This is a genomic window from Candidatus Poribacteria bacterium, assembly GCA_028820845.1.
In the GTDB taxonomy this organism is placed as follows: Bacteria; Poribacteria; WGA-4E; order WGA-4E; family WGA-3G; genus WGA-3G.
The window spans coordinates 42,616-64,145 of record JAPPII010000009.1 but is presented as its reverse complement, the minus strand read 5'-3'; the positions used below and the strand labels follow the sequence as shown (position 1 = coordinate 64,145).

General features: G+C 46.5%; 22 protein-coding genes. 2 read left to right on the top strand and 20 right to left on the bottom strand.

The features are described from left to right. Positions 1-56: 56 nt before the first annotated feature. The 17 genes from gcvH to OXN25_01815 all read right to left on the bottom strand — a co-directional run bounded on the left by gcvH (position 57) and on the right by OXN25_01815 (position 15,701). On the bottom strand, positions 57-443 hold the full coding sequence (gene gcvH / locus OXN25_01895; GenBank protein ID MDE0423601.1) for a glycine cleavage system protein GcvH: 387 nt from the start codon (positions 441-443) through the stop codon (positions 57-59). Between the two features lie 89 nt (positions 444-532). Beyond that, the gene (locus OXN25_01890) at positions 533-1,348 is read right to left on the bottom strand and encodes a Uma2 family endonuclease (GenBank protein ID MDE0423600.1); all 816 of its coding nucleotides are present in this window, start codon (positions 1,346-1,348) and stop codon (positions 533-535) included. Between the two features lie 25 nt (positions 1,349-1,373). Further along, positions 1,374-2,453, bottom strand: a complete 1,080-nt coding sequence (gene gcvT, locus OXN25_01885; protein ID MDE0423599.1) for a glycine cleavage system aminomethyltransferase GcvT — start codon at positions 2,451-2,453, stop codon at positions 1,374-1,376. A gap of 90 nt (positions 2,454-2,543) precedes the next feature. After that, positions 2,544-3,296, bottom strand: coding sequence for an amidohydrolase family protein (locus OXN25_01880; GenBank protein MDE0423598.1), 753 nt, complete (start codon positions 3,294-3,296; stop codon positions 2,544-2,546). A gap of 119 nt (positions 3,297-3,415) precedes the next feature. Then, on the bottom strand, positions 3,416-4,498 hold the full coding sequence (locus OXN25_01875) for a hypothetical protein (protein MDE0423597.1): 1,083 nt from the start codon (positions 4,496-4,498) through the stop codon (positions 3,416-3,418). A 28-nt stretch (positions 4,499-4,526) separates the two neighbouring features. After that, entirely contained in the window at positions 4,527-5,045 is a 519-nt protein-coding gene (locus tag OXN25_01870; GenBank protein ID MDE0423596.1) for a hypothetical protein, read from the bottom strand. 75 nt (positions 5,046-5,120) lie between these two features. Further along, complete coding sequence (locus OXN25_01865) at positions 5,121-5,381, bottom strand: hypothetical protein (GenBank protein MDE0423595.1); 261 nt, start codon at positions 5,379-5,381, stop codon at positions 5,121-5,123. A 306-nt stretch (positions 5,382-5,687) separates the two neighbouring features. Continuing rightward, positions 5,688-8,009 carry a polyribonucleotide nucleotidyltransferase gene (gene pnp / locus OXN25_01860; protein MDE0423594.1) on the bottom strand — a complete coding sequence of 774 codons (2,322 nt, stop codon included), beginning with the start codon at positions 8,007-8,009 and terminating at the stop codon, positions 5,688-5,690. A 53-nt stretch (positions 8,010-8,062) separates the two neighbouring features. Continuing rightward, positions 8,063-8,353: a 30S ribosomal protein S15 gene (rpsO, locus tag OXN25_01855; GenBank protein ID MDE0423593.1), complete on the bottom strand. Its 291-nt coding sequence runs from the start codon at positions 8,351-8,353 to the stop codon at positions 8,063-8,065. Positions 8,354-8,609: 256 nt separating this feature from the next. After that, positions 8,610-9,581 carry a bifunctional riboflavin kinase/FAD synthetase gene (locus tag OXN25_01850; GenBank protein ID MDE0423592.1) on the bottom strand — a complete coding sequence of 324 codons (972 nt, stop codon included), beginning with the start codon at positions 9,579-9,581 and terminating at the stop codon, positions 8,610-8,612. 12 nt (positions 9,582-9,593) lie between these two features. Continuing rightward, positions 9,594-10,616: a bifunctional oligoribonuclease/PAP phosphatase NrnA gene (locus tag OXN25_01845; protein MDE0423591.1), complete on the bottom strand. Its 1,023-nt coding sequence runs from the start codon at positions 10,614-10,616 to the stop codon at positions 9,594-9,596. After that, the gene (gene rbfA, locus OXN25_01840) at positions 10,613-10,996 is read right to left on the bottom strand and encodes a 30S ribosome-binding factor RbfA (protein ID MDE0423590.1); all 384 of its coding nucleotides are present in this window, start codon (positions 10,994-10,996) and stop codon (positions 10,613-10,615) included. The genes OXN25_01845 and rbfA overlap by 4 nt, the downstream gene beginning before the upstream one ends. A 46-nt stretch (positions 10,997-11,042) precedes the next feature. Beyond that, positions 11,043-11,327 (bottom strand): DUF503 domain-containing protein, encoded by a 285-nt coding sequence (locus tag OXN25_01835; protein ID MDE0423589.1) that lies wholly within the window; start codon positions 11,325-11,327, stop codon positions 11,043-11,045. Positions 11,328-11,405: 78 nt separating this feature from the next. After that, positions 11,406-13,439, bottom strand: a complete 2,034-nt coding sequence (gene infB, locus OXN25_01830) for a translation initiation factor IF-2 (GenBank protein MDE0423588.1) — start codon at positions 13,437-13,439, stop codon at positions 11,406-11,408. Continuing rightward, on the bottom strand, positions 13,432-13,749 hold the full coding sequence (locus OXN25_01825; protein ID MDE0423587.1) for a YlxR family protein: 318 nt from the start codon (positions 13,747-13,749) through the stop codon (positions 13,432-13,434). Before OXN25_01825 ends, infB begins: the two co-directional genes overlap by 8 nt. Positions 13,750-13,822: 73 nt before the next feature. Further along, the gene (gene nusA / locus OXN25_01820) at positions 13,823-15,133 is read right to left on the bottom strand and encodes a transcription termination factor NusA (protein ID MDE0423586.1); all 1,311 of its coding nucleotides are present in this window, start codon (positions 15,131-15,133) and stop codon (positions 13,823-13,825) included. A 118-nt stretch (positions 15,134-15,251) separates the two neighbouring features. Beyond that, positions 15,252-15,701, bottom strand: a complete 450-nt coding sequence (locus tag OXN25_01815) for a hypothetical protein (GenBank protein ID MDE0423585.1) — start codon at positions 15,699-15,701, stop codon at positions 15,252-15,254. Between the two features lie 613 nt (positions 15,702-16,314). Between OXN25_01815 and OXN25_01810 the strand changes: the two genes are divergently transcribed. Further along, the gene (locus OXN25_01810) at positions 16,315-16,920 is read left to right on the top strand and encodes a hypothetical protein (GenBank protein ID MDE0423584.1); all 606 of its coding nucleotides are present in this window, start codon (positions 16,315-16,317) and stop codon (positions 16,918-16,920) included. After that, positions 16,917-18,251, top strand: a complete 1,335-nt coding sequence (locus OXN25_01805; protein MDE0423583.1) for a hypothetical protein — start codon at positions 16,917-16,919, stop codon at positions 18,249-18,251. Before OXN25_01810 ends, OXN25_01805 begins: the two co-directional genes overlap by 4 nt. A gap of 5 nt (positions 18,252-18,256) precedes the next feature. Here the strand turns inward: OXN25_01805 and OXN25_01800 are convergent, their stop codons facing one another. From OXN25_01800 to OXN25_01790, 3 genes are read right to left on the bottom strand one after another with little or no spacing between them, the layout of a single operon-like run. Beyond that, positions 18,257-18,937, bottom strand: coding sequence for a TVP38/TMEM64 family protein (locus OXN25_01800; protein ID MDE0423582.1), 681 nt, complete (start codon positions 18,935-18,937; stop codon positions 18,257-18,259). Next, the gene (locus OXN25_01795) at positions 18,934-20,427 is read right to left on the bottom strand and encodes a hypothetical protein (protein ID MDE0423581.1); all 1,494 of its coding nucleotides are present in this window, start codon (positions 20,425-20,427) and stop codon (positions 18,934-18,936) included. The genes OXN25_01800 and OXN25_01795 overlap by 4 nt, the downstream gene beginning before the upstream one ends. After that, complete coding sequence (locus OXN25_01790) at positions 20,421-21,437, bottom strand: glycosyltransferase family 9 protein (protein ID MDE0423580.1); 1,017 nt, start codon at positions 21,435-21,437, stop codon at positions 20,421-20,423. Before OXN25_01790 ends, OXN25_01795 begins: the two co-directional genes overlap by 7 nt. Between the last annotated feature and the right edge of the window lie 93 nt (positions 21,438-21,530).

Sequence of the window (21,530 nt, the reverse complement as noted above, 5' to 3'; positions counted from 1 at the left end):
TTTATCAAGGTCCACGGCACTTTTCGTGTGTCCAAAAATACTTATTGCGAAAAAAATTAAGCATGCTCTACCTCAATATGCGCTTGATAGCCGTCGGCATCAAGAAGGGCATCAAGTTCGCTGGGGTCAGTCATCTTGATTTTGAGAAACCACCCGTCATCATAAGGAGATTCATTCACCTGTTCCGGCGCGTCAAGGAGCGATTCATTGACCTCGATCACTTCGCCACTGACCGGTGCATAAAGGTCAAACGCTGCTTTGACAGATTCTATGACACCGAACTCGGTTTTCTGTGTGAGCTCTGCGCCGACTTCTGGCAATTCGACGTAGACAATATCCTGAATTTCAGATTGCGCGTAGTCGCTGATACCGATAGTGGCAATATCGTCTTCTTGTCTTGCCCATTCATGGCTTTCCATGTATTTTAAGTTTTCTGGGATCATCTAATTTCCCTTCACATTTATTTGTATGTTTTAATTTACTGCCTCAACGGATTACTGCACATGGCGTGTGCGTACTGCTTTTAACTGAGCTATTGACTTTGAAGGTTCGCAAGTTGTGTCCGGAGTTTTTCTAATTCTATTTCAGCATCCTGTCGGCGTTGTGCTTCAGTTGCTGCGAGTTTTTCGGCCTCTTGTCGGCGTTGTGCTTCTTCTGTTGCGCGTGTTTCTGCCGCCTCTTTGAGGTGCTGCTCCTCCAGAGATGTTGTAATCGGCGTGCCATCTGGCAGATACGGACGTAACAACCTAACATGGGTGTGATGTTGTTCCTCCCAGCGAAAGTAGAGATTTAACGCTTCGCTGAACAGACCACCTTCTGCATCCGGTTCCATTTCAACAATACCGCCTGACGGATCCTGCCGCCACCCGCGAAGCTCTGCAGGTTTCTTCAGCTCCGGTTGATGTATAAAATACTCCTGGACACCTATATCATTGAGATACACGCCGACTTTTTCAGTCCGATCTTGACGTGCTGTCGCGTCAGAGAGGAACTCAAAGACAGCAACGGGTGCTGCGCCTTCTGCCCACGTATAGAAACTACGGCGTAACGGATATTTCGCGACCCCGAAGACGATGTGAATATCAGGAGCGACACATTTTGTGATGTCGCCTTCACTATAATAGATAAAACTGTCAACAGTGATATGAACGAGTTCGTTGATCGCGAAGTATCGTTTGAATTGATCGGCGAGCGTGTTAATCTGTTCGCCATGAAAATCGGTTGCGGACATCGGCTCGTCGTCCTCACATGGATAGCCTTCAATATAGATAGTTGTTTTACCGTTTGCTTTTGGAAAGACTGGCATATACTTTCTCTGCTTGAATTCAAAACCGTTTATGGTATCCATGATTTTCTCCGTTTGAGTGTTGATATTAGATAAAAGGCACGGTTACAATTTTAGCAGGATGCATCCTACTACGGATTTCTATGTCGATTTTATCATCTTCAGATATTGTTTGTGATGTTACAAGAGCGAAACCGATACTACATTTGAGAGTCGGTGAGGGGGCACCGCTCGTCACGTTCCCGATGTGTTCACCTGCTTGATAAACGGCGTAACCTGAACGTGCCACTGCCCGGTCAAGCATCTGAAAACCTACCATCTGTTTCGCAAGGTTTCCCTTTTTTTTCTTGGTGCTAAGCGCACGCTTGCCGACGAATTGTCGGTTCTTGGATTTGACAAACTTACCAAGTCCAGCTTCAAACGGGTTGGTGTCATCGTCCATATCCATGCCGTAGAGCCGTAGACCAGCTTCAAGTCGCAGCGTATCGCGAGCACCGAGTCCCACCGGTTGTCCCTCAGCGGCTATCACCTCAGGGTAAAGAGCATTCCACAGACGTTCTGCGTTTTCAGCCGAAACGTATAGCTCAAAACCGGCTTCTCCGGTATAGCCCGTCCGCGAAATCGTGGTTGGGATGCCTGCTACCTCGTTGCGCGTAAATCGAAAATACCGAATTTCAGAAATCTCTTGTTCGGGAACCAACGGTTTTAGGATGTCGATTGACTTTGGACCCTGTAGCGCAATGAGGGCTGTGTCTTCGCTCACGTCTCTGACTTCTGCCTCGGTGTCGTTGTGGCTTTCTACCCACATTCGATCTTTTTCGATGTTGGCTGCATTGACGACCAGCATATAGTGATTATCGACGTACCGATAGACGAGAAGGTCGTCAACGATCCCACCTGCTTCGTTGCAGAATAGGGTATACAATACACGTCCATTGGTTAAGCGACCCACATCATTAGTGCTGAGTTTTTGCACCAACGCGTTCGCGCCTTGACCATAAACCTCAAGTTCTCCCATGTGTGACAGATCAAACAGACCGACGGTCGTCCGAACAGATAGATGCTCCTTAACAATACTGCTGTATTGAAGCGGCATCTCCCAACCGCCGAATTCGGTGAATTTCGCATTCAGGGTTTTATGGATCTGATAAAGCGGTGTCTGTTTCATAAGTGTAAACGTTGATTCATAGTGGATCTTACAATTACTGACACATTGTGAACCGGCACGGTTAGGAAACTGTGCCTACCATAGATGATCTTAAAGTTCATAGATACGTGCCAGATTCTCACCGAAAATGAGTGCTTCTGCGTCGTCCCCGAGTTCTAATCGCTTGAGGGCATTGATAACCTGAATAGGACGGTATTCGGGCAAATTGGAACCAAAAACGATCTGTTCAGGTCCAAGTTCATCAACCGCTTTTTTGACCTCTGTTGGTACAACCGCGTCTGGATCCGTTCCCCAACGGCGATGAAAACGCAATATCGTTGTGCCAAGCGAAATATTTTTGTTGGCTTTTGCCACAGAGATTGCCGCGTCTAAGTCGTCCGGGAACCCCATGTGATCCATAATAACCGGTGTTTCTGGGACCCAACCGGCGACCGTACCAATCCGATTTGGATGACAATTGTTAGGTCCAGAGTGGATTGAGACGATAAGTCCATGGTCACGTGCAGCTTCAACGACAGGACGGACGATTGGATCATCTACATTGTAGTTATGGACAGCTGGCATCAATTTAATCCCGCGCATACCCCACTCCTCAGCAGCCAACTTGACCTGTTCGACGGGATCGGGTTCTGTTGGGTGCACGAGGGCACAACCCAGAGCGCGCGAATTGCCGCGAATTGCCTCCCCAAGTTCCGCGTTTTGCGGGAGTGGTTGGGTGTTCGGCATGATAACGGCAACATCCATATCGGCTTCGTCCTCTAAAGCCAGCAACGATGCTAAGTTAAGTTTGCCATTTTCGTCACGAAATGAATCGTTGAGATAAGCTTCAAAATCGCCTCGCATAAAAAACTCCTTTTCTACAAGGTATCGGGGTTGGAAACCCCTTCTACGGCAGAGACTTCGTATCGGGGTTGGAAACCCCTCCTACGGCAGAGACTTCGTATCGGGGTTGGAAACCCCTCCTACGGCAGAGACTTCGTATCGGGGTTGGAAACCCCTCCTACAGAAGAGGCTTCGTTGATGAGAAAGTTTCCACTCGTTCTGACTTCAAAAGGTACTTGCCCTTTCGTTAAGGAATCTCGGTAAAGCGTATACGCAGATTCCGCAGTAGCGGTATCAGCGAAACGGATGATGAAAACAATTTGGGCATCCGTCCAGTTTGTTGATTTCGTGTTGTCCAGGTAACGCGCAGATACCCCGATGGCTGTATCCGTTAATTGTGGTGTATTGACTGGTAGTGTGCTGTAGAGTTGACGCAATACCCAATTTGAGCGGAATAACTTGATACTTCCGTTTACCTTATTGCGACTCGGTAATAGTGCCAGGATTGGCGGTTCCGGTGGAGGGTCTTTAATCTGTGTAGCGATAATTTTAGCGAGTGCCACCATACCCTCGCGGATGCCAGTCGCTATTTCATAACCCTCAATTTGAATGAAATACTTTCCTTTTGAAAATCGGAGATAGTTGCCTGAAAGCATCGCTTTGCTCCCAATCCATTCAAATCTCATTTTTGGGTAGGTATGGAAATTATAAATCCCAAGGGCGTTTTCTGGTGAACCCATGTCGAAAACTTCGAGTAAAATCAACGGTTTTGAACCGAATTGAGGCGTTTCGTATTCCACTTCTGCCTGCCGTTTGAAACCGTAAGCGTAGTAGAGATCCGGGGACGAGGGTCTATCGCGGTAAAGTGTTTTGCCCTCATAAGTTGATGACGCGCGCGACTGTACCCAACCCGATAATTCTCCATTACTCGGTAAAAGATGCTCGGGTGGAACAGTTGTTTGGACGCTGTTTCCTGTTGTTACGAATTGCGCTAACAGTCCTGACGCGTTCTTGATGTTTTCTCCAACTTCAAGTATCGTCTGTTGCGCTTGTTTTGTTGTGGTGCTATGCCACACACCGTAGATATATTCGGCTTCCTGTTGGACAGATGTCCAGCTCCCTTGTTCTTCTCCGCACGAAATCAACATTGAACTAAAAAAGAGTAGCGTGCCGAGTGAAAAGTGAGAAAGTCTATAAAAAATGTGTGTTGCCTTGCATTTCATTCGCGCAGGACTCCCGTGCAGCGTCTTGTTACCACTGTTCAGCAAGGTTGTTATAAAGGTCTTCTATCAACTCTTCGACAATGAGACCTCTGGCTTGTGCCAATGATTCCATCGGTTCAGCTCGATTTGGGACGATATAGAAATCGTGAACTTGGATATAGTTGTCCCTTTCAGCAATCATCGTATTGCGAACCCGATCCAGAAATTCATATTCAATTTGTAGCGTCATGCGTAGCATTTCAACCTCGCCTTGCGGACCGAAGCCGTATTCTACTAAATTGTAGTCCTGTATCCGCATCGTAAATTCGGAATCGTTTCCGTCTCGCCATTTTCGATTGAAGCGCTGTGTTAATTTTTCATGAATCACTTCATCGTACGGTCGTTGAGAGGTTGCGTCATAAGCGAAATCGGCATCCAAAATTTCAATTGGCGAGATACGGATGGTTGAAATATGCTCAAGATATTCTGATTTAGAATAGTAACCGCACCCAGAAATCAATAGGGATAGTGTTGTCAGCAGTGCTAACATGAACAAGGTCCTGTACATCTTTCTCTCCTGAATTTTGCCAAAAAGTGTAATCCGACTTGTGTTATATCGTCGTTCTGTACTCGTCTGTTAGGTTCAGAATATTAAACCGTTTAGCACCGCCGGGCTTTGGAAGTTTGCGGGTGAAGCCTTTGGACGCGGTGCTTTCTGCTTTCCACCGTAAAACACAGATTTGGCGGTATCAACAATGTATCGTTTATAGGTAGGCGATAGTAAAACAACAAAGACAAGGACCAGCAGAATGAGAACAATCGCTAAAAAGTAGGTTACCCATTTCTGGTCAAGTAGATCTGCTTTGTCCAAAGTGTGTTTAGGGGTGTTACGTCTTATCTTCATTTTTAGCACCTTATTGTTACGTTAGTGTTGACGAGGTTAGAATGCACGTCGCATGAATCAGAATCAACGGTATTCAGGTTCTCCGTGTGGCATAAACCGGGAGCGAGTACGCTGCAAAACCTCACCTACCATTTGAGGGGTGGATGTCTATCTATTTTTATTATTTTTAAATTTTACCATAAAAGCGTATATACAAATTATAGCAAAAAAATAAATGATATGCAAAATATTTAAAGGAAAAAGGCGAGGTTAGAAACCTCGCCTACCAATATTAGGATTGCAATGTGATTCAGATGGTTTTCTCTACTATCGAGGCCGTCCTTTTGGGATACGTGGCGAGCGACGATTCCGGAAGTCGCGTGTATTGTCACGTTGGTCATAACGATTGTTGCGACGTTCGCGAGTATCGTTACCCCGTCTATCCCGTGAGTCGCCGCGATTATCGCGATAGCCAGAACGTCCGGTGTCACGATAGTCTCTTGAACCCTCTCGGTCAGTTGAGAATTCACGCTCGTCATTCGACTCGATATTCAGTTCTTCAACCGGGACTCCACCTACTGCGACGAGGGTCAGATCCACGCGATCCTGCTCGTCGATGGTGAGAATACGGACGGTGACTTCATCACCGACCTGCATGACGTCCTCCGCGCGGCGGACATAGCCATCTCCCATTTGTGAGATATGAACGAGTCCATCCTTCCCGGGCAAGATTTCCACAAATGCTCCAAAAGGCGCGGTTCGGACGACCTTTCCAGTGTACTCTTTCCCAATTTCGGGCATCGCTGTGATTGCAAGCACTTTTTCCTCGGCGCGTTTGACATCCTCAGCACTTGTAGCCGCAATCTCAACAGTACCATCATCTTCAATGTTGATGGTTGTATTCGTCTCTTCTTGGATGCCTTGCACGGTTTTACCGCGTGGTCCGATGAGGTCTTTGATTTTCTGCTGCGCAATTTGAAGGGAGTGGATTCGCGGTGCGTAAGGGGAGAGTTCCGCACGCGGTTCCGCGATAACAGCGTTCATCTGATCAATGACTGCGAGGCGTGCCTCTTTGGCTTGATGGATTGCACGGCGCATTAACTCTGGGCTAACGCCGTCAATTTTGATGTCCATCTGGATAGCAGTGACACCTTCGCTGGTCCCTGCGACCTTAAAGTCCATATCGCCGAGGAAATCTTCGGTACCCAGCATGTCGGTAAGGATTGCTTCCTGTTCTCCCTCTTTGATGAGACCGACCCCAATTCCGGCGACAGCTCTTTTAAGCGGGACACCCGCATCCAAGAGTGCCAAGGTCGCACCACAGACGCTTGCCATTGACGATGAGGCATTAGATTCCAAGATTTCCGATACCACTCGGATGGTATAGTGGAAGTCCTCTTTCTCTGGGATAACAGGTTCAAGTGCTTTTTGTGCCAAAGCACCGTGGCCAATCTCTCGACGCCCCGGACCCATCATGCGTTTAACTTCACCCGTACTGAAGGGCGGAAAATTGTAGTGTAGGAAGAAAGAGTGTCTGGCTTCACCATCAAGTCCGCGTTGGACATCTTCATCCCCTGATGTACCGAGAGTCGTTACACAGAGTGCTTGTGTTTGTCCCCTTGTAAAGAGTGCTGATCCGTGGGTGTGTGGAAGCAACGCGACCTCTCCAGAGATAGGACGAATATCTGTTACACCGCGTCCATCAACACGTTTACCTTGTGTCAGAATGGCTTCGCGCATCTCTTCTTTTTCGATTTCGCTTAATATAGAAATCGTGTCCTTTGCCGCGTTCGGATCCGTTTCCTCAGGCGTATCTTCAAGAATTTCTGATAGGACTTCTTCTTGGACCTGTTCGAGATAATCTTCACGCAGTTTTTTGTCTGCCATTCCGATAGATTCTCGAATCCGCGATGTAGCGAGATTTCGGACCCGTGAGCTAAGGTCTGATTCGATGTCTTTGGCTGCATAATCGCGTTTGGCGTTACTGCATACCGCTGCCAGCCCTTCTTGAAGTTTAATAATTTCTTTTATCTGCGCGTGCGCAGTAACAATAGTATCAATAACTTCGTCTTCTGGGATTTCATGCCCACTACCTTCGACAGACATCACCGCGTCCGCTTTGCCACTTACGAACAGTTCCATCTCGGAGGCGTGTAATTCCTCATAACTCGGGTTGATTATCAATTCATTTTCAATTTTCCCCACTGTGACCGCGGCAACTGGACCGTTAAAGGGAATATCGGAAATCGACAAAGCCGCAGATGTCCCGATAAGTGCGGGAACATCCGCTGGATGAATGCCGTCCGATGAAAACACGTTACATAAAATTTGGACTTCTGCCTTGAAATCTTTTGGAAAGAGAGGGCGAATGCAGTGATCAATTAAGCGGGCAATCAGTTGTTCTGATGTTCCAGGACGTGGCTCACGTCTACCGTAGACCGTTGGAATACGTCCTGTCGCATAACCTCTCTCACGGTAATCTACTGTTAACGGAAAAAAATCCAAGTCGTGTTCACTGTCATCGGCTACTACTGTCACTAAGACAACCGTTCCACCGTATTGGACCCAAACTGCTCCGTCTGCCTGTTTCGCAACTTTCCCAGTTTCAATTGATAACTTCTCGCTCCCAAGTTGCATTTCAACTTTCATTCTGTATACTACTCCTGTATTTCCATTTTTTCGTCGTGTCACCAACGCAAAACCTAACTTCTCCTCGATCCGATAGTGTCACGAATTCCAAGTTCATCAATTAAACGGTAATAGCGCGTAACATCCTTTTTGTATAGATACCGTAACAAACGGCGCTGCTTACCAACAAGACGGAAAAGTCCGTGGCGGGAATGATAATCCTTCCGGTGTGTCTGAAAGTGTTCAGTCAACTGTCGAATACGAGCAGTTAAAATTGCCACTTGTGCCTCCGGAGAGCCAGTATCCTGTTGGTGTAGCTGATGCTGTTGCATGAGTTCCTTCTTCTCTGCTGCACTAATTGCCAATTGCGTTCGCCTCCTTTGGGTTGAACAACTGATTTAAACAACAGGTTTTAGAAACCTGTTCATTCGGTCTCATTAAAAATCATCTTATAAAGCGGACGCTATGAGACAACAATACTTGAGACCTATATGGTATGAGAACTAAGTTGTTTGCGATGATTATTCCACTTCTTATCTATATGTGATGTAATATATAATACCACATATCAACCTGAAATTCAAATTAAACTCTTGCGTCCAAATAGTTTGGGGTGCCATCCTACTGTAGCGCAGATTCAGCAAGGATCTCCGCAGCAGCCATAACATCGCGTTGTATCTGTTGCACAAGGGATTGAAGGTTCGGGAACTTTCGTTCGCTTCTAATTTTCTCCACGAAAAAGATTTCTACCGATTTACCGTAGATAGTTTCATTAAAATCAAAAAAGTAACTCTCTACTTGAAAATTCAATTCGTTAAATGTCGGACGGGTTCCGATGTTTAATACACCATTTAACCATTTGCCCTCTAATTTCGCGCGGATTGCGTATACACCGTTGGGTGGGCAGATTTGGTTGCGAGTGTCTATATTTGCTGTCGGAAAACCGAGCTGCCTGCCTCTGCCATCGCCGTGGATGACCTCACCGATCAGTGAGTACGGGCGACCCAGTAGTTGGGCACTCCATCGGAGGTCTCCCCTCGCGAGGGCTTGGCGAATACGGGTACTATGGACAGGCGCACCGTTTATTTCTGTTGGTGGTACGATTGAGACCTCAAATGGGTAATCCTCACTGATTTCTGCCAATCGTTGCGCATTACCGGCACGATTTTTCCCAAATTGACAGGCGTATCCAACGACAACGTGTTTGGCTCGGCATTTTTCCAAGAGTACCTTTTCGACAAAGGTTTCTGGAGACATTGCCGCAATCTGGGCATCGAAGTTAAGAATGACGATTTTATCAATGCCGAATTGCTGAAGAATTTCGATACGTTTGGAGAGAGGTGTCAGGATAGGTGGACATCGTTCTGGAGATAAAAACGCAAGTGGATGCGGGTAGAAGCCGACCAGCACGCTCAGCAATCTGTCTTGTGCAGCACGTTGCAGAAGGGTCTTGATAACCGCTTGGTGTCCTATGTGGATCCCATCAAACACGCCGAAGGTAACCACCGTATTTCTCTCGAATTCAACGATGTCCTCAAAATTATAAATCGTTGTCGCTATTGCGGGATCATTCTTATTGCCAGCGTTTTCCACGTTTTCAATCCTTCAGCGAATCACCACATCTCGTGGGGTCTGGTCGATGTATCGTTGGGCACTATGAATAAGGGCTGTAATTGCTGATAGATACGGCATCACGATCCGACAACCCGCGGCGCGTGAATGTCCACCACCTTCAAACTCTGAAGCCAGCTCACTAACGTCTACCTGACCTTGGCTCCGTAAACTGACCTTCGTACTTCCATCTGGCAGCTCGCATACACACAGTGCCACCTCAACGCCTGCAATCGCTTGAATCTGATTTACAACACCTTCCACAGCTTCAGGAGTTGTGCCAGTCTTCCCGAACATCGTTTGTGTAGCATAGACCGATGCGATTTTGCCATTATCTGTTACTTGCAAAGTCCGGAGAATTTCACTCAATAGGCGAATCTTACTGACCGGGATGTGTTCATAGACATATCGATAGACTTCATCGGGCGCAAATTCCCCTACTTCAATTAATTCTGCTGCAATACGGTGGGTTTCTGCTGTCGCGTTACTATACCGAAAACAACCCGTATCAAACATGAGTCCTGTGTACAAACAGAGCGCACATGCTTTGCTTATTGGTGTTTGGTGGTGTTTGATGAGTGTGTATACGATTTCTGATGTAGAGGAAACCGAAGGTTCGATAAGATTGATGTCTCCGAACGCTTCTGCTGTTGTATGGTGATCGATGTTAACAAGCGTATGTAGAGGCAGTAAAATTTTCGATAGGGTCTTACCAATCCGTTCCAATGTGCTTGCATCTAATACAATCAGAACTTCTGGACGATACGTCCCGACTGAATGTATATCTTCGATGCTATCCCAAGATGGCAGAAATCTATAGTTAACCGGCACTGCGTCAGTATTGAACATTCTAACGGATTTTCCTAACTCCGTTAGGAATAGGTAGAGACTGAGTTCGGAACCAATCGCATCACCGTCTGGGTTGATATGCGTTGAGAGCGCGAAATGCTGATACCGATCCAGTAACGCCAAGAGTATCCTGTAATTATGTATATCTGCCATATATTGGGTGTTCATGAAAGATCCGGAGTATCGTTCTCAGGTGTTTCGTCTTCAGATTCGACGGATTTAAGGAGCCCATCTATTTTAAAAAGATAATCCGCAGATTCATCTATGGCGAACCGAAGTTCTGGTGAGTAGCGGAGCGTCAGGCGGTTGCCGATTTCTCGCCTAAGGAATCCCGCCGCACTTTTCAGACCCGCGAGCGTATTATCCTTTTGCGTTTTGTCGCCGATGACACTAACTTTCACATCGGCGTATTTCAAATCTGGTGAAAGTTCTGCTTGTGTGATGGTACAAAGGGCAACGCGTGGATCCTTAACAGAACGTTGGATAATTTCGCTCAGTTCTCGTTGAATTAGGGCACTAACCCGATCTTGCCTTCTATTATTTACCATGATTTCCCTATCTTTAATAACAGTAGGTTTTCACCTGCAATCTTCATTAAAAGAAAAATTCAGTTTTGTAATCCACTAACTCAGCGTCTACATTTGCCTCGATAAAGGTAATAACGTGTGAGATGAGTTTGTTCAGATGTGCTGCATCGTTAGAAACGGATACAGCTGCTAATACCGCAGCTTCATGCACATTGAGTGCGTCCACTTCGGCAATCGCGATATTAAATCGGTTCTTGAGCCTTGCTACAAGGCTTTTGATAACTCGGCGTTTCGCCTTTAGCGAGTGGCTCTGCGGAATGCGGAGCCAGATTTTACAAACACCGATGTGCATGAAAGTTGCCTGTCAATTACAAGCACGGTTTTCCAACCACACTTTTTGTGAGAATGACCCGTTATGAAGTTATATCTCTTATGAAAGCGATCGCGCCACTTGTTCGTGGACGTAGCATTCAAGAACGTCACCGACCTTTAAATCATCGAAAGTCTCTATACCTATGCCGCATTCATAGTTCGCTTGCACTTCGTTCACATTGTCCTTGAAACGGCGAAGCGAATTCACTTTCCCTTCGTGAATTAAGCGGTTGTCGCGAAGTACACGAAGCGGTTGATTGTAGGAGATCCGGCCCCAATTAACATAACTTCCTGCAACTAAACCGAGTCGCGGCACTCTGAACAATTCGCGAACCTCTGCCCGTCCGATAACGACCTCACGGACTTCTGGGTCTAATAAGCCTTCCATGGCAGAACGGATGTAGGAAATGAGGTTATAAATGACGTTATACGTGCGGACATCAATTCCTTCGCTTTCTTTGGCTTGGACGGCTTCTGTTGTTGGGTGTACATTAAAACCGACGACGATAGCATCGGATGCTGAAGCAAGCAAAATATCGGTTTCGGTGATACCGCCAACTGCTTGGTGAATGATGTTGATCTTGACTTCCTCCGTACTCAGATCGAGGAGGGATGAGGCAACTGCCTGCACTGAGCCTTGCACGTCCCCTTTAAGTACAACATTCAACTCCTTAATCTCGCCTTCCTGAATCTGTTGGAACAGGTTTTCTAAACTCACATGGCTGTTCGCACCAAGTTTTTCAGTCCGATATTGGTCTTGTCGCGCTTCACTAATAGCACGGGCATCCCGATCAGAGTCAACCGCATAAAATCTGTCTCCTGCCTCTGGAACACCAGTGAAGCCGAGGATTTCAACGGGACATGAGGGACCTACCTCTTTCATCCGTTTACCGTGGTCGTCTATCATTGCTCTAACTTTGCCAGAGTATCGTCCTGAAATAAAGGAATTTCCGACACGCAGGGTGCCGGATTGCACAAGAACAGTCGCGATAGCCCCGCGCTCTTTATCGACTTGTGCTTCAATAACAACACCGCGAGCAGATTTATTTGGATTGGCTTTCAGTTCAAGGAGTGCCGCTTCCAAGAGCAACATTTCCAGCAAAGTGTCAATCCCGGTTCCTTCTGTCGCGGAGGTCTCGACACAAATCGTTTGCCCACCCCACTCCTCTGGCATAAGGTCGTGTTCTGAGAGTTGTTGTCGGATATAGTCTGGGCGCGCACCAGGGACATCGACTTTATTAATCGCCACCACAATTGGGACTTTGGCGGCTTTTGCATGGCTAATCGCCTCAACTGTCTGCGGCATAACGCCGTCATCGGCTGCGACAATCAGAACAACAATATCCGTCACTTGTGCACCCCGTGCCCGCATCGCCGTAAAAGCGGCGTGTCCGGGCGTATCCAAGAAAACCACGCTGCCAGTTTCCAAGGTCACATGGTAAGCACCAATGTGTTGTGTAATATTCCCCGCCTCAGATTCGCTTACGTTTGATTCACGGATAGAGTCCAAGAGAGAAGTTTTACCGTGATCAACGTGCCCCATGATTGTAACGACTGGTGCCCGGGATTGTAAAGAGTCCGGCGGGTCGGGTGGATCTGTTAATAAATCTTCTTCGAGCGTCCGTTTTTTGATTGCCTCAAAGTCTAAGTGTTCTCCAAGCATCAGGAGCGTGTCATAATCGAGACGTTGATTAATATTTGCCATCACCCGTAACTTCATCAACCGCATAATCAGGGCTGAAGGTTGTAATTCCAGGGACGCGGCGAGATCCGCTACCGTTGCCCCCTCTGTGATTTGCAAACCATCTGTAGTGTTGGAGCTTGTATCAGCATCGTTTTCGATAGACGCCACAACTGTATTTTCCGCATTGAGATCTACTTGTAATTCAGATTCGACGAGTGCAACAGTGTCCGGATCAAGCGTGCTCTTTTCATTTTTAACCTGAACGCCGTGGTCTCTTAATATGGCGAGGAGTTCCTTATTTGTGAGTTTATATTGTCTTGCCAATTTAGAAACAGGTACACCAGAACTTTGATTCGCTTCACGATTTCCTTTTGTAGATTTTCGCCGCTGCCGTGTGGCTTTACCCATGATAGTTCCTCCTTTTTCCTATTGAGTTCGTGGATTTTCTTGTATATTCAAGAAGAACTTGTTCAAATCGCGCAATAACGTTACTTGTAAGTTCTGCACGTAATAGAGCATTAACCCGCTTTGGAGACTTGAACGCTTTTTGAATGCAAGGTTGAGACCAACACACATAAGCCCCGCGGCCTCCTGATTTCTTCTGTGCATCTATTTGCAGCGTTTTGTCCCCTTGACATACAAATCGAATTAACGTTTTTTGTGGAAATTTGCCACGGCACCCGATACAAGTGCGAATAACGTTCCTCAAAAACTTCACCTACTATGGACCTAGCACGCCGCTGCCGTGCGGAATAGTTCCTGAGTAAATTCCAAAAAAGACTGTAGGAATGTTATTGGGCTTCAGGGTCAAAGTCATCATCTTCAGGGTCTTCTTCGGAGTTTATCACAGATACGTCTTCATCTTGTGTGTTTGCTGTCACAGTTTCAGGACTCTCAGTGTCTATGTCCGTTTCAATATTCACTTCCGAGTCCGTTGGTTGTTCAGTGGTTCCTTCAGTCTCTGTTTCTGTTTGTTCAGTGCTCGCTTCATCTACCGGTGTTTCTTCAAGTCCTGTTACATCTGAATCTTCGTTGTCCGGAGACGGTTTGAAAAGTTCATCAATCGAAACAGTCGCTTCGGATTCACCTTTTATGTCAACCTTCCATCCGGTCAATTTTGCGGCGAGCCGTGCATTCTGTCCGCGTTGACCGATTGCTAACGAGAGTTGGTTATCAGGAACAACCACACGTGCGCTTTTGTTTTCCTCATCGAGTTCTACCCGACGGACAGCGGCAGGACGTAAAGCGTTGGCAATGAAAACACTGGTATCATCGCTCCATTCTAACAAGTCGATTTTTTCATCGTCAAGTTCACTAACGATTGTTTGGACTCGAATTCCCTTGACCCCGACGCATGTACCGACGGCATCTATGCCTTCCTCAGTTGCCATGACAGCGACTTTCGCTCTATTCCCCGGATCACGCGCAACTGCCATGATACGGACCTGACCTTCATAAATTTCAGGGACTTCTTGCTCAAAAAGCATTGCGAGGAGATCACGGTGTGTGCGCGATACGATAACTGGGGCACCGCGCACCTCGTTTTTCACTGCCAGAATTAAGCACTGTAAACGTTTCCCGCGTTCGTAGGTTTTTGAACGAGGCATCTCGCGCGGCGGCAAAAAAGCTTCTGTCTGTTCAAGGTCTAAGATAATACCCCCGCGTTCAAAGCGCTGGACGTACCCGGTGACAATTTCGCCTTCACGACCAGCGAATTCCTGATAGATTTTTTCGCGTTCTGCCTGTTTGATTTTTTGGAAGAGAATCTGCTTTGCCAATTGTGCCGGGATGCGTCCAAACTCACTGGGATTGATCTCAACGTTTAGCACGTCATCAAGTTCGACATCCGCTTGGAGTTTCTTTGCTTCCTCAATCGGGATTTCTGTTGAGAAATCTCGCATAATATTAACGACTTTTTTCGGGACATAGCACCGTATGTCTCCTTTTTCGAGATCAATCTCGACAGAAATATCGGCATCTTGACCGTAAACTCGACGCGCAGCAGCACGTAAAGCGGCTTCTATTGCTTCAACGAAAACATGCTCCGGAAGTTCTGTTTGCGCTGTATTTTGACGAATAGCGTTTTGGAGACTTTCTAACATAAATAATATCCACGGGGACTTTTCTGATCGCCCCGCGTACTCCTTTCCGAATTTCTATGTTATGTACAGGTCCGCTGAATATACGCTTGTGAACTGCGCTGCCGGTTATCTGTGCCGACTACCATTTCAGGTGTATATACGCATTGTAGATGTCTGAAATATTAATGGCGACGCGGTCTTCGTTCGTTTCTGCTAAGACCACCTGCGCTTCGGATACTTCTATCACGGTGCCTTGCACCTGATATTTTTTCTCGTCTTCTGAAGCGGCTTCTATCCGGACTGTGCGTCCACAATTTCGTCGAAAGTCCGCAGCGGTTCGTAAAGGCCTATCTAAGCCCGGTGAGGCGACTTCTAATTGCGTATAACTTGCCAAGTGTTCATGCACTTCTAAAATGGGTCGCACAACACTGTTGACTGCTTGACAATCAGATACAGAGAGGCCTCCGGGTTTGTGAATCAGAAGTCGTAGGGTCTTTAACTGCGTTTCAACATCTACAAGTTCAATGCCATCAATGTCAAGTATGGGTGCTAACAGTTCAAAAATCGAATTCTTCTCGCTTACGGCCATAATAAATATAAAAAAAAACGCGATATGTCCCAATAATAGAGGTTCTTCGCGGTTCGTTTGGATTTCGTCGCACGCAGATGATGGGCGTAAAACTGCAGTATAAAAATCTCATCTGTAATCCCGAGCTACTGCGTGTTACAACTTCTACCGATGTTTAAGCAGCAGTGTGTTATACCAATTCTAATTGATAATTCCTCTTAAAAGGTTGGCTATTTTTCAGCACTGCTCGGTGCGGTTAGAAACCGCACCTACTGGGTGTGACGTGAGTGGGTTCGGTTAATGCGAGATAAACTTTTAGAAATGGTATTAGTTCTTACGGACCTGCCTCTATTGTTACATAATAACCCTTTTCCTTTTTTTTATCAACTAAATTTGCCTGTAGTCTTAGTCTTCACTGTTCGATAGAGCCTTTTGGATACCGCTCGCGAACCGAGATTTCTGGTAAATTGAGGATGACATTCCCAACAATCACAACATAATTGTATCATACTTTGTTTTATAAAGTCAAATTAAAATTCCGACACGCAAAACCTAAACTCTCTGATTGAGGTTATTGAAACCCTATTTCCAATTTCATTTTTCGGCAAAACGTGCTATAATATTTTCCATGAGTATGTTTCGTGAACATTGGATCGGTGGGTTGGTTGCTTATAGCACCTTCTTCATCGTTTCCGTTATTGCAACTATTGCTGTTTCAACACTTTATGCAATCCCATTGGCATGGAATCCAACGATCTCCGTGAACCCCATAAAGGTTATAGGGTGCTTCATAATAGCGGTGCTCTTCGGATTGTGGCCAGATGTTGATATTAAGAGCAAGAGTCAGAAAATATTTTACAGGCTCTTATTTTTGCTAAACATCGCGCTCATTGTTTTTTTGCAGAGGTATCTGGAATCTGCGCTGCTGGGTCTCTTCGCGATGCTTCCGATCATGAGCAAACACCGCGGATGGACACATGCTAAAGGCACCATGCTTTTACTGCCCGGTGTATTCCTGTTGCTGCCTGTCTATGCTACATATCCTGAGTGGCAGGATGGAGATAACCTCTTAGAGAGTTTCGATGCGTTAGTCGAGTGGGAAGAATTTCCGGCGATTATCCTCACCGGTTTACCTTTTTACGTAGCGAGTTTCATCGGTTATGCGAGTCACCTCTATCTTGATGGCATCCTATTTCGTTCTCGTAAAGCACAGAGGCGGAAGGCACGGGTAAGTCAGTGAAGCTTAGTATTTTGACCCTCCAAAAGTTGTTTCACGATTCTACTATGAAGGCACTTGATACTTTTGCGAAAGCGCGAGGGATACGCCTCTATCTCGTCGGCGGCAGTGTCCGAGATCTACTTCTTGAGCGTCAAACTGCAGATTTTGATTTTACACTATCTTCTGATGCAATCCACTTTGCTAAAGCATTTGCTGCTAACATCAAGGCGACATGCATCACGCTTGAAGAAGATCCGCCTACCGCACGCGTGATCGTTAAAAAGTCCGATCCTTCAGATGACTCACCACTCACCATGGATTTCGCACAATTCCGAGCCGAGTCCCTAACTGACGATCTACGTTTGCGGGACTTAACAATTAATGCAATGGCGGTTGTGTTTGAGGATATGGGGTCCGTCACAGACCGCGCCCACAAGTTGGATTTACATCGCGTAATTGATCCATGTGGCGGTATGAAGGACTTAAAAACCCGTCTGCTTCAATTTCCGAGTGAACGCGTAATCTTAGCAGATCCGGTCCGCCTGTTACGGATTTATAGGTTTGCTGCGCAATTAGAATTTGAAATTTCCGAAAATGCAATCGCACTCGTACGGAAGCACCGAGAGTTACTGCCAAACGTTGCGGTGGAACGCCGTCGTGATGAATTGATGAAGATTCTTGATGTTGAGAAGGCACATCTGTATTTGCAGCAGATGGAAGCCAGCGGGCTGTTGACACACGTTTTACCCAGTGTCCGCGGGATGTGTGTTCCATGGCATCTAATTGAGGCATTTGAAGGAGCACCCATTCCTCTTCCGCTCCGCACTTATTCTGAGGAAATCGGTAGCTATCTCCAAGAAGAATTGGGGGATGGCGTTAACCGGCGTTCCTTAATCAAACTCAGCCTACTCTTGGGCGACAATTCCAGCGATATTGGAAAACATCTTCGGTTAAGTCGCAAAGCGACGCAGTTCGTAAAGGGTATTATCTCTAAGTATGCGCAATTTCTTAAAGATGTGGACACCCAATTAACCCATGAACAGATAATCTATTTCCTCAGAACTTCTGCGTCTCATTGGTGGGGCGTGCTGCTCTATGCTGCCGCATCGCGCCCACTGGATTCAGTAGTTCTTAAACAGATTGCTGATACCTACTATGAGCATATCCTACCCATTCAAGCGCAGGGCAGGCTCATCACTGGAGACGATCTGATCCAGGTGTTCAACTTGAAAGAGGGAAAACAGATAGGGAATTTATTGGAACAGATCGAAGAACGCCAATTTAAGGGTGAAATCCAAACGCGTGAAGAAGCATTTGCTGCCATAGCAGCGTTAATTCGCCAGTCTGAGTAGATTACTTACTTAATTTCTTTGTTTTGATATTTTCGGAGAAGATTCGGCACTAATGATAGCGCGAACATAAGTACACCCGCGATGCCGAGATAGAGCATCGTCTTCAAAATGCTTCCCTCACCGCTAACGAACGCGCCACCAAGCATCACCAATGCTATTGTCCCTGGTAACATAAAGACAGCGGAAGTAAGGACGAATGTCCAAAACCGAATCTTGGTCAATCCATAGGCGTAATTTTGTAGGTTAAACGGAAAGATGGGAATCAAGCGTGTAACCATCAAAATCCGCCATCCCTGTTCTTCAACCTGTTCGTCTATTTTTTGGAATTGCGCGTTTTCCTTGATCCATCCCTCAACGAGATCGCGCGCAACATAGCGCGCGACCAGGAAAGCACAAGCGACAGAGATGATGGAGGCGATGGAAGCATAAAAAACACCCCATAACGGTCCGAAAACAAAACCTGCTAACACGGTTACCGGAAAACCTGGGAGAAAGAAGACAGTAGATATAAGATAGAGTCCGATATAAATCAGTGGAGCGATGACACCAAAACTTTCTACCCATGTTTTGATTTTCGGTACATTTTCTAATCGGATATGTTTTGTTATTCCATAGTGTCTCAGCACGAAATAGACTGCTACGATAATGCCGACAGCAATCAGAATTTTAATTACGCTTTTTTTCATCTTTTTTCGGAAATTGCCTCCAAATAGTCTTTAATCTGTATCTGGTATTTCACAGGAATACGATTGTTGTTAATGGCTTCGGCATACGCTCGCGTCGCGTTGAGAACGACATCGCTGAAGGGCAGATACGGCAGCGCATTGACCCGGATCTCTCCAGTGAAAACGTTGGAGAAACTTTCTGAATCACCAGACGAATCGGCTATAAGCGTCAGGCGTTTTCCATTAATTTGTGAAACCGGTGCTTCGTCTCCGAGCAACGGCGTTGTGAGATTTTCTTCGTCTGTTGTGTTATTCACTGTTTTGTCATTATCCGCTGCCGATAAGGACTGAGATTCGGCGTTTGACGGGACTTCACGCGTGCCTTGGACTTCACGAGTGCCCGCATTTTGTCCAGGTGTGCCGTCCACATTAGCAACCCCGCCATCGGATGCCTCCGTTTCAATAGCCGCAAGTGCCAGTTCCTTGCGGTTGGCTCTCAATTCACCTTCCAACTGTGCAAGGTTCATGGGTGTTTCTGCTTCTTGCAGCGCATCGATAATTTCCTGCAATGTCTCTGGTGTAACCGTCTTACCCTGAACCTGATTCAACGAATTACGGAGTTCGCCTTCTGGCAGGCTTGCAGATAGCTGTTCAAAGAGACCTTGCAGTTCTGCTTGGAGTTCTGGTGGTATCTCAGCCTGTTCTGTGAGATCTTTCAGTGCTGATGCGAGCTGCTCAGCATCCATGCTCTGAAAATGTTGGCTTGCTTCTGTCGCTTCAGTAATAACGTCTTGTGTTAATTTTTGTTTACGGACTTCTGTGTTTAGATTGCTGAGATACGCTTGGGCAGTGTCAAGATCTGTTGCGGCTTTCAACTTTTCTGCTGTGTCACGAATGTGCTTCTGGAGTTCTGGGTCTCTGACCTGTTTCTCTTCAAGGTTTTGGATAACTTGATCTAATGCCCGCTGTTGAGACTCACTGAGCGGCTCCGGGACCTCGTAGAAAAGTGGTATTGTGAAAGAGAGTCCTATCAACAAAAGTGGAATCGGAAACAATCGCAATAGTTTTGGCGCGCGATACGGACAGACTTTTTGCATATCCAAGGATGGCACAATCTCAGCAGCATCTCGGATTTGGAGTCGCGCGAACTCACCTTCAGGGATGTGCTGTATCAATCCAAATGCTGTCCTGAGTCGTTCCTTGAGCTCCATCTTTTCATCAACAAATTGGGCGACAGATGGTAGGTCCTTCCACTGTTTAATGCTGAGACAGACCCCTACACTCACACTTACGAACAGAACTATCCAACTCATGTTTGACATGTGCATCGGTAGCGGAATCAGTCGATTTACAATAGATAGAATAACAAGCAGAATGAGGCCACAGAAAAGCACCATTGTAACCGTTTGCAAGAGTGCCTGTCGGTACATCCTTGCGCGGATGTCGGTTAAATAATTTCTAATGCGTTGTGCATCTTCTTCTGGGGTCTGAGTGTGTTCGGATTTCACCATTTGAGTTTTTCCACTGTTGCCATAACCTGATCCGGGGTAATTGCCTCCAGATTTTCACGTGCGCGATCGGTATGCGCGTCCCACTCTTTGGACGATAATGTTTTCATAAGCGGACACGTTGTACGCGCCACCACTGCGTGTTTATCCCACAGCGGTGCCCATTGTCCGAGGTTTGACGCACCAAACAAGGCAACAGTCGGCGTTTTCACGGCGGTGCTGAGGTGCATCGGTCCTGTATCGTTGCTGATGTATAGATTACACCGTTGCAGAAGTGCCGCAAGTTCCATTGTGGTTGCTTGGCTAACGATAGCAGGCGGGTGCGACATCTGCTTCGCGACCTGAGCTGCTAACTCACCTTCCCGCGGTCCGGTTGTGATAACAATATGCGCGCCATACCTTTCGTGAAGTTGATCACCGAGGACGGCAAAGTTGGAGGCTTCCCAACGGCGATAGGCAGTAGCCGCCCCTGGATTCAGACCGATGATAGGATGGCTATCCTTAAGTTTTTGGCTTTCAAAGAAATTGTTCGCCCACGCTGTGCCAGTGCTATCAACGAATACTTCCGGTTCATTGTCTGTTACTTCAATACCTAATGCACGGACAACATCGAGATAGCGTTGTGTTTCATGTTGTGCTGTGTTATTCGGCACTGCGACGCTCAACAACTTCTGCCCTCCAGCGTTTGTTTCAAACCCGACACGGAACGGAATTCGAGCGAGGAATGTATGAAGCACCAAGCGAAAGGTCGGTTGTAAAACGAGTGCCATCTGAAATCTTCGACGAGCGATTTGATAGATGAGTTTTGGCACGGATGCTTGATAGGTCAGCACCTCGTTCAGATGTGGGTTGGCGGAGACCAAATCCTCTCGCGTGGGTGCTACCATATAAGCGATATAAGCATTTTGAAAGTGGTGACGTAAGGCACAGATAACCGGAGTCGTCAAAACCGTCTCACCCAATGGTGCGAGTCTAATGATTAAGATCCGTTCAATCTGATTAGGCGCAAACATCCGATCCTTTTATTATATTCCGTCCAATCGAATCTTAGAGTGCTGAATGTCTTTAAACCCGTCTATTGCTAATTTTCGTAGGTAACGGTATAA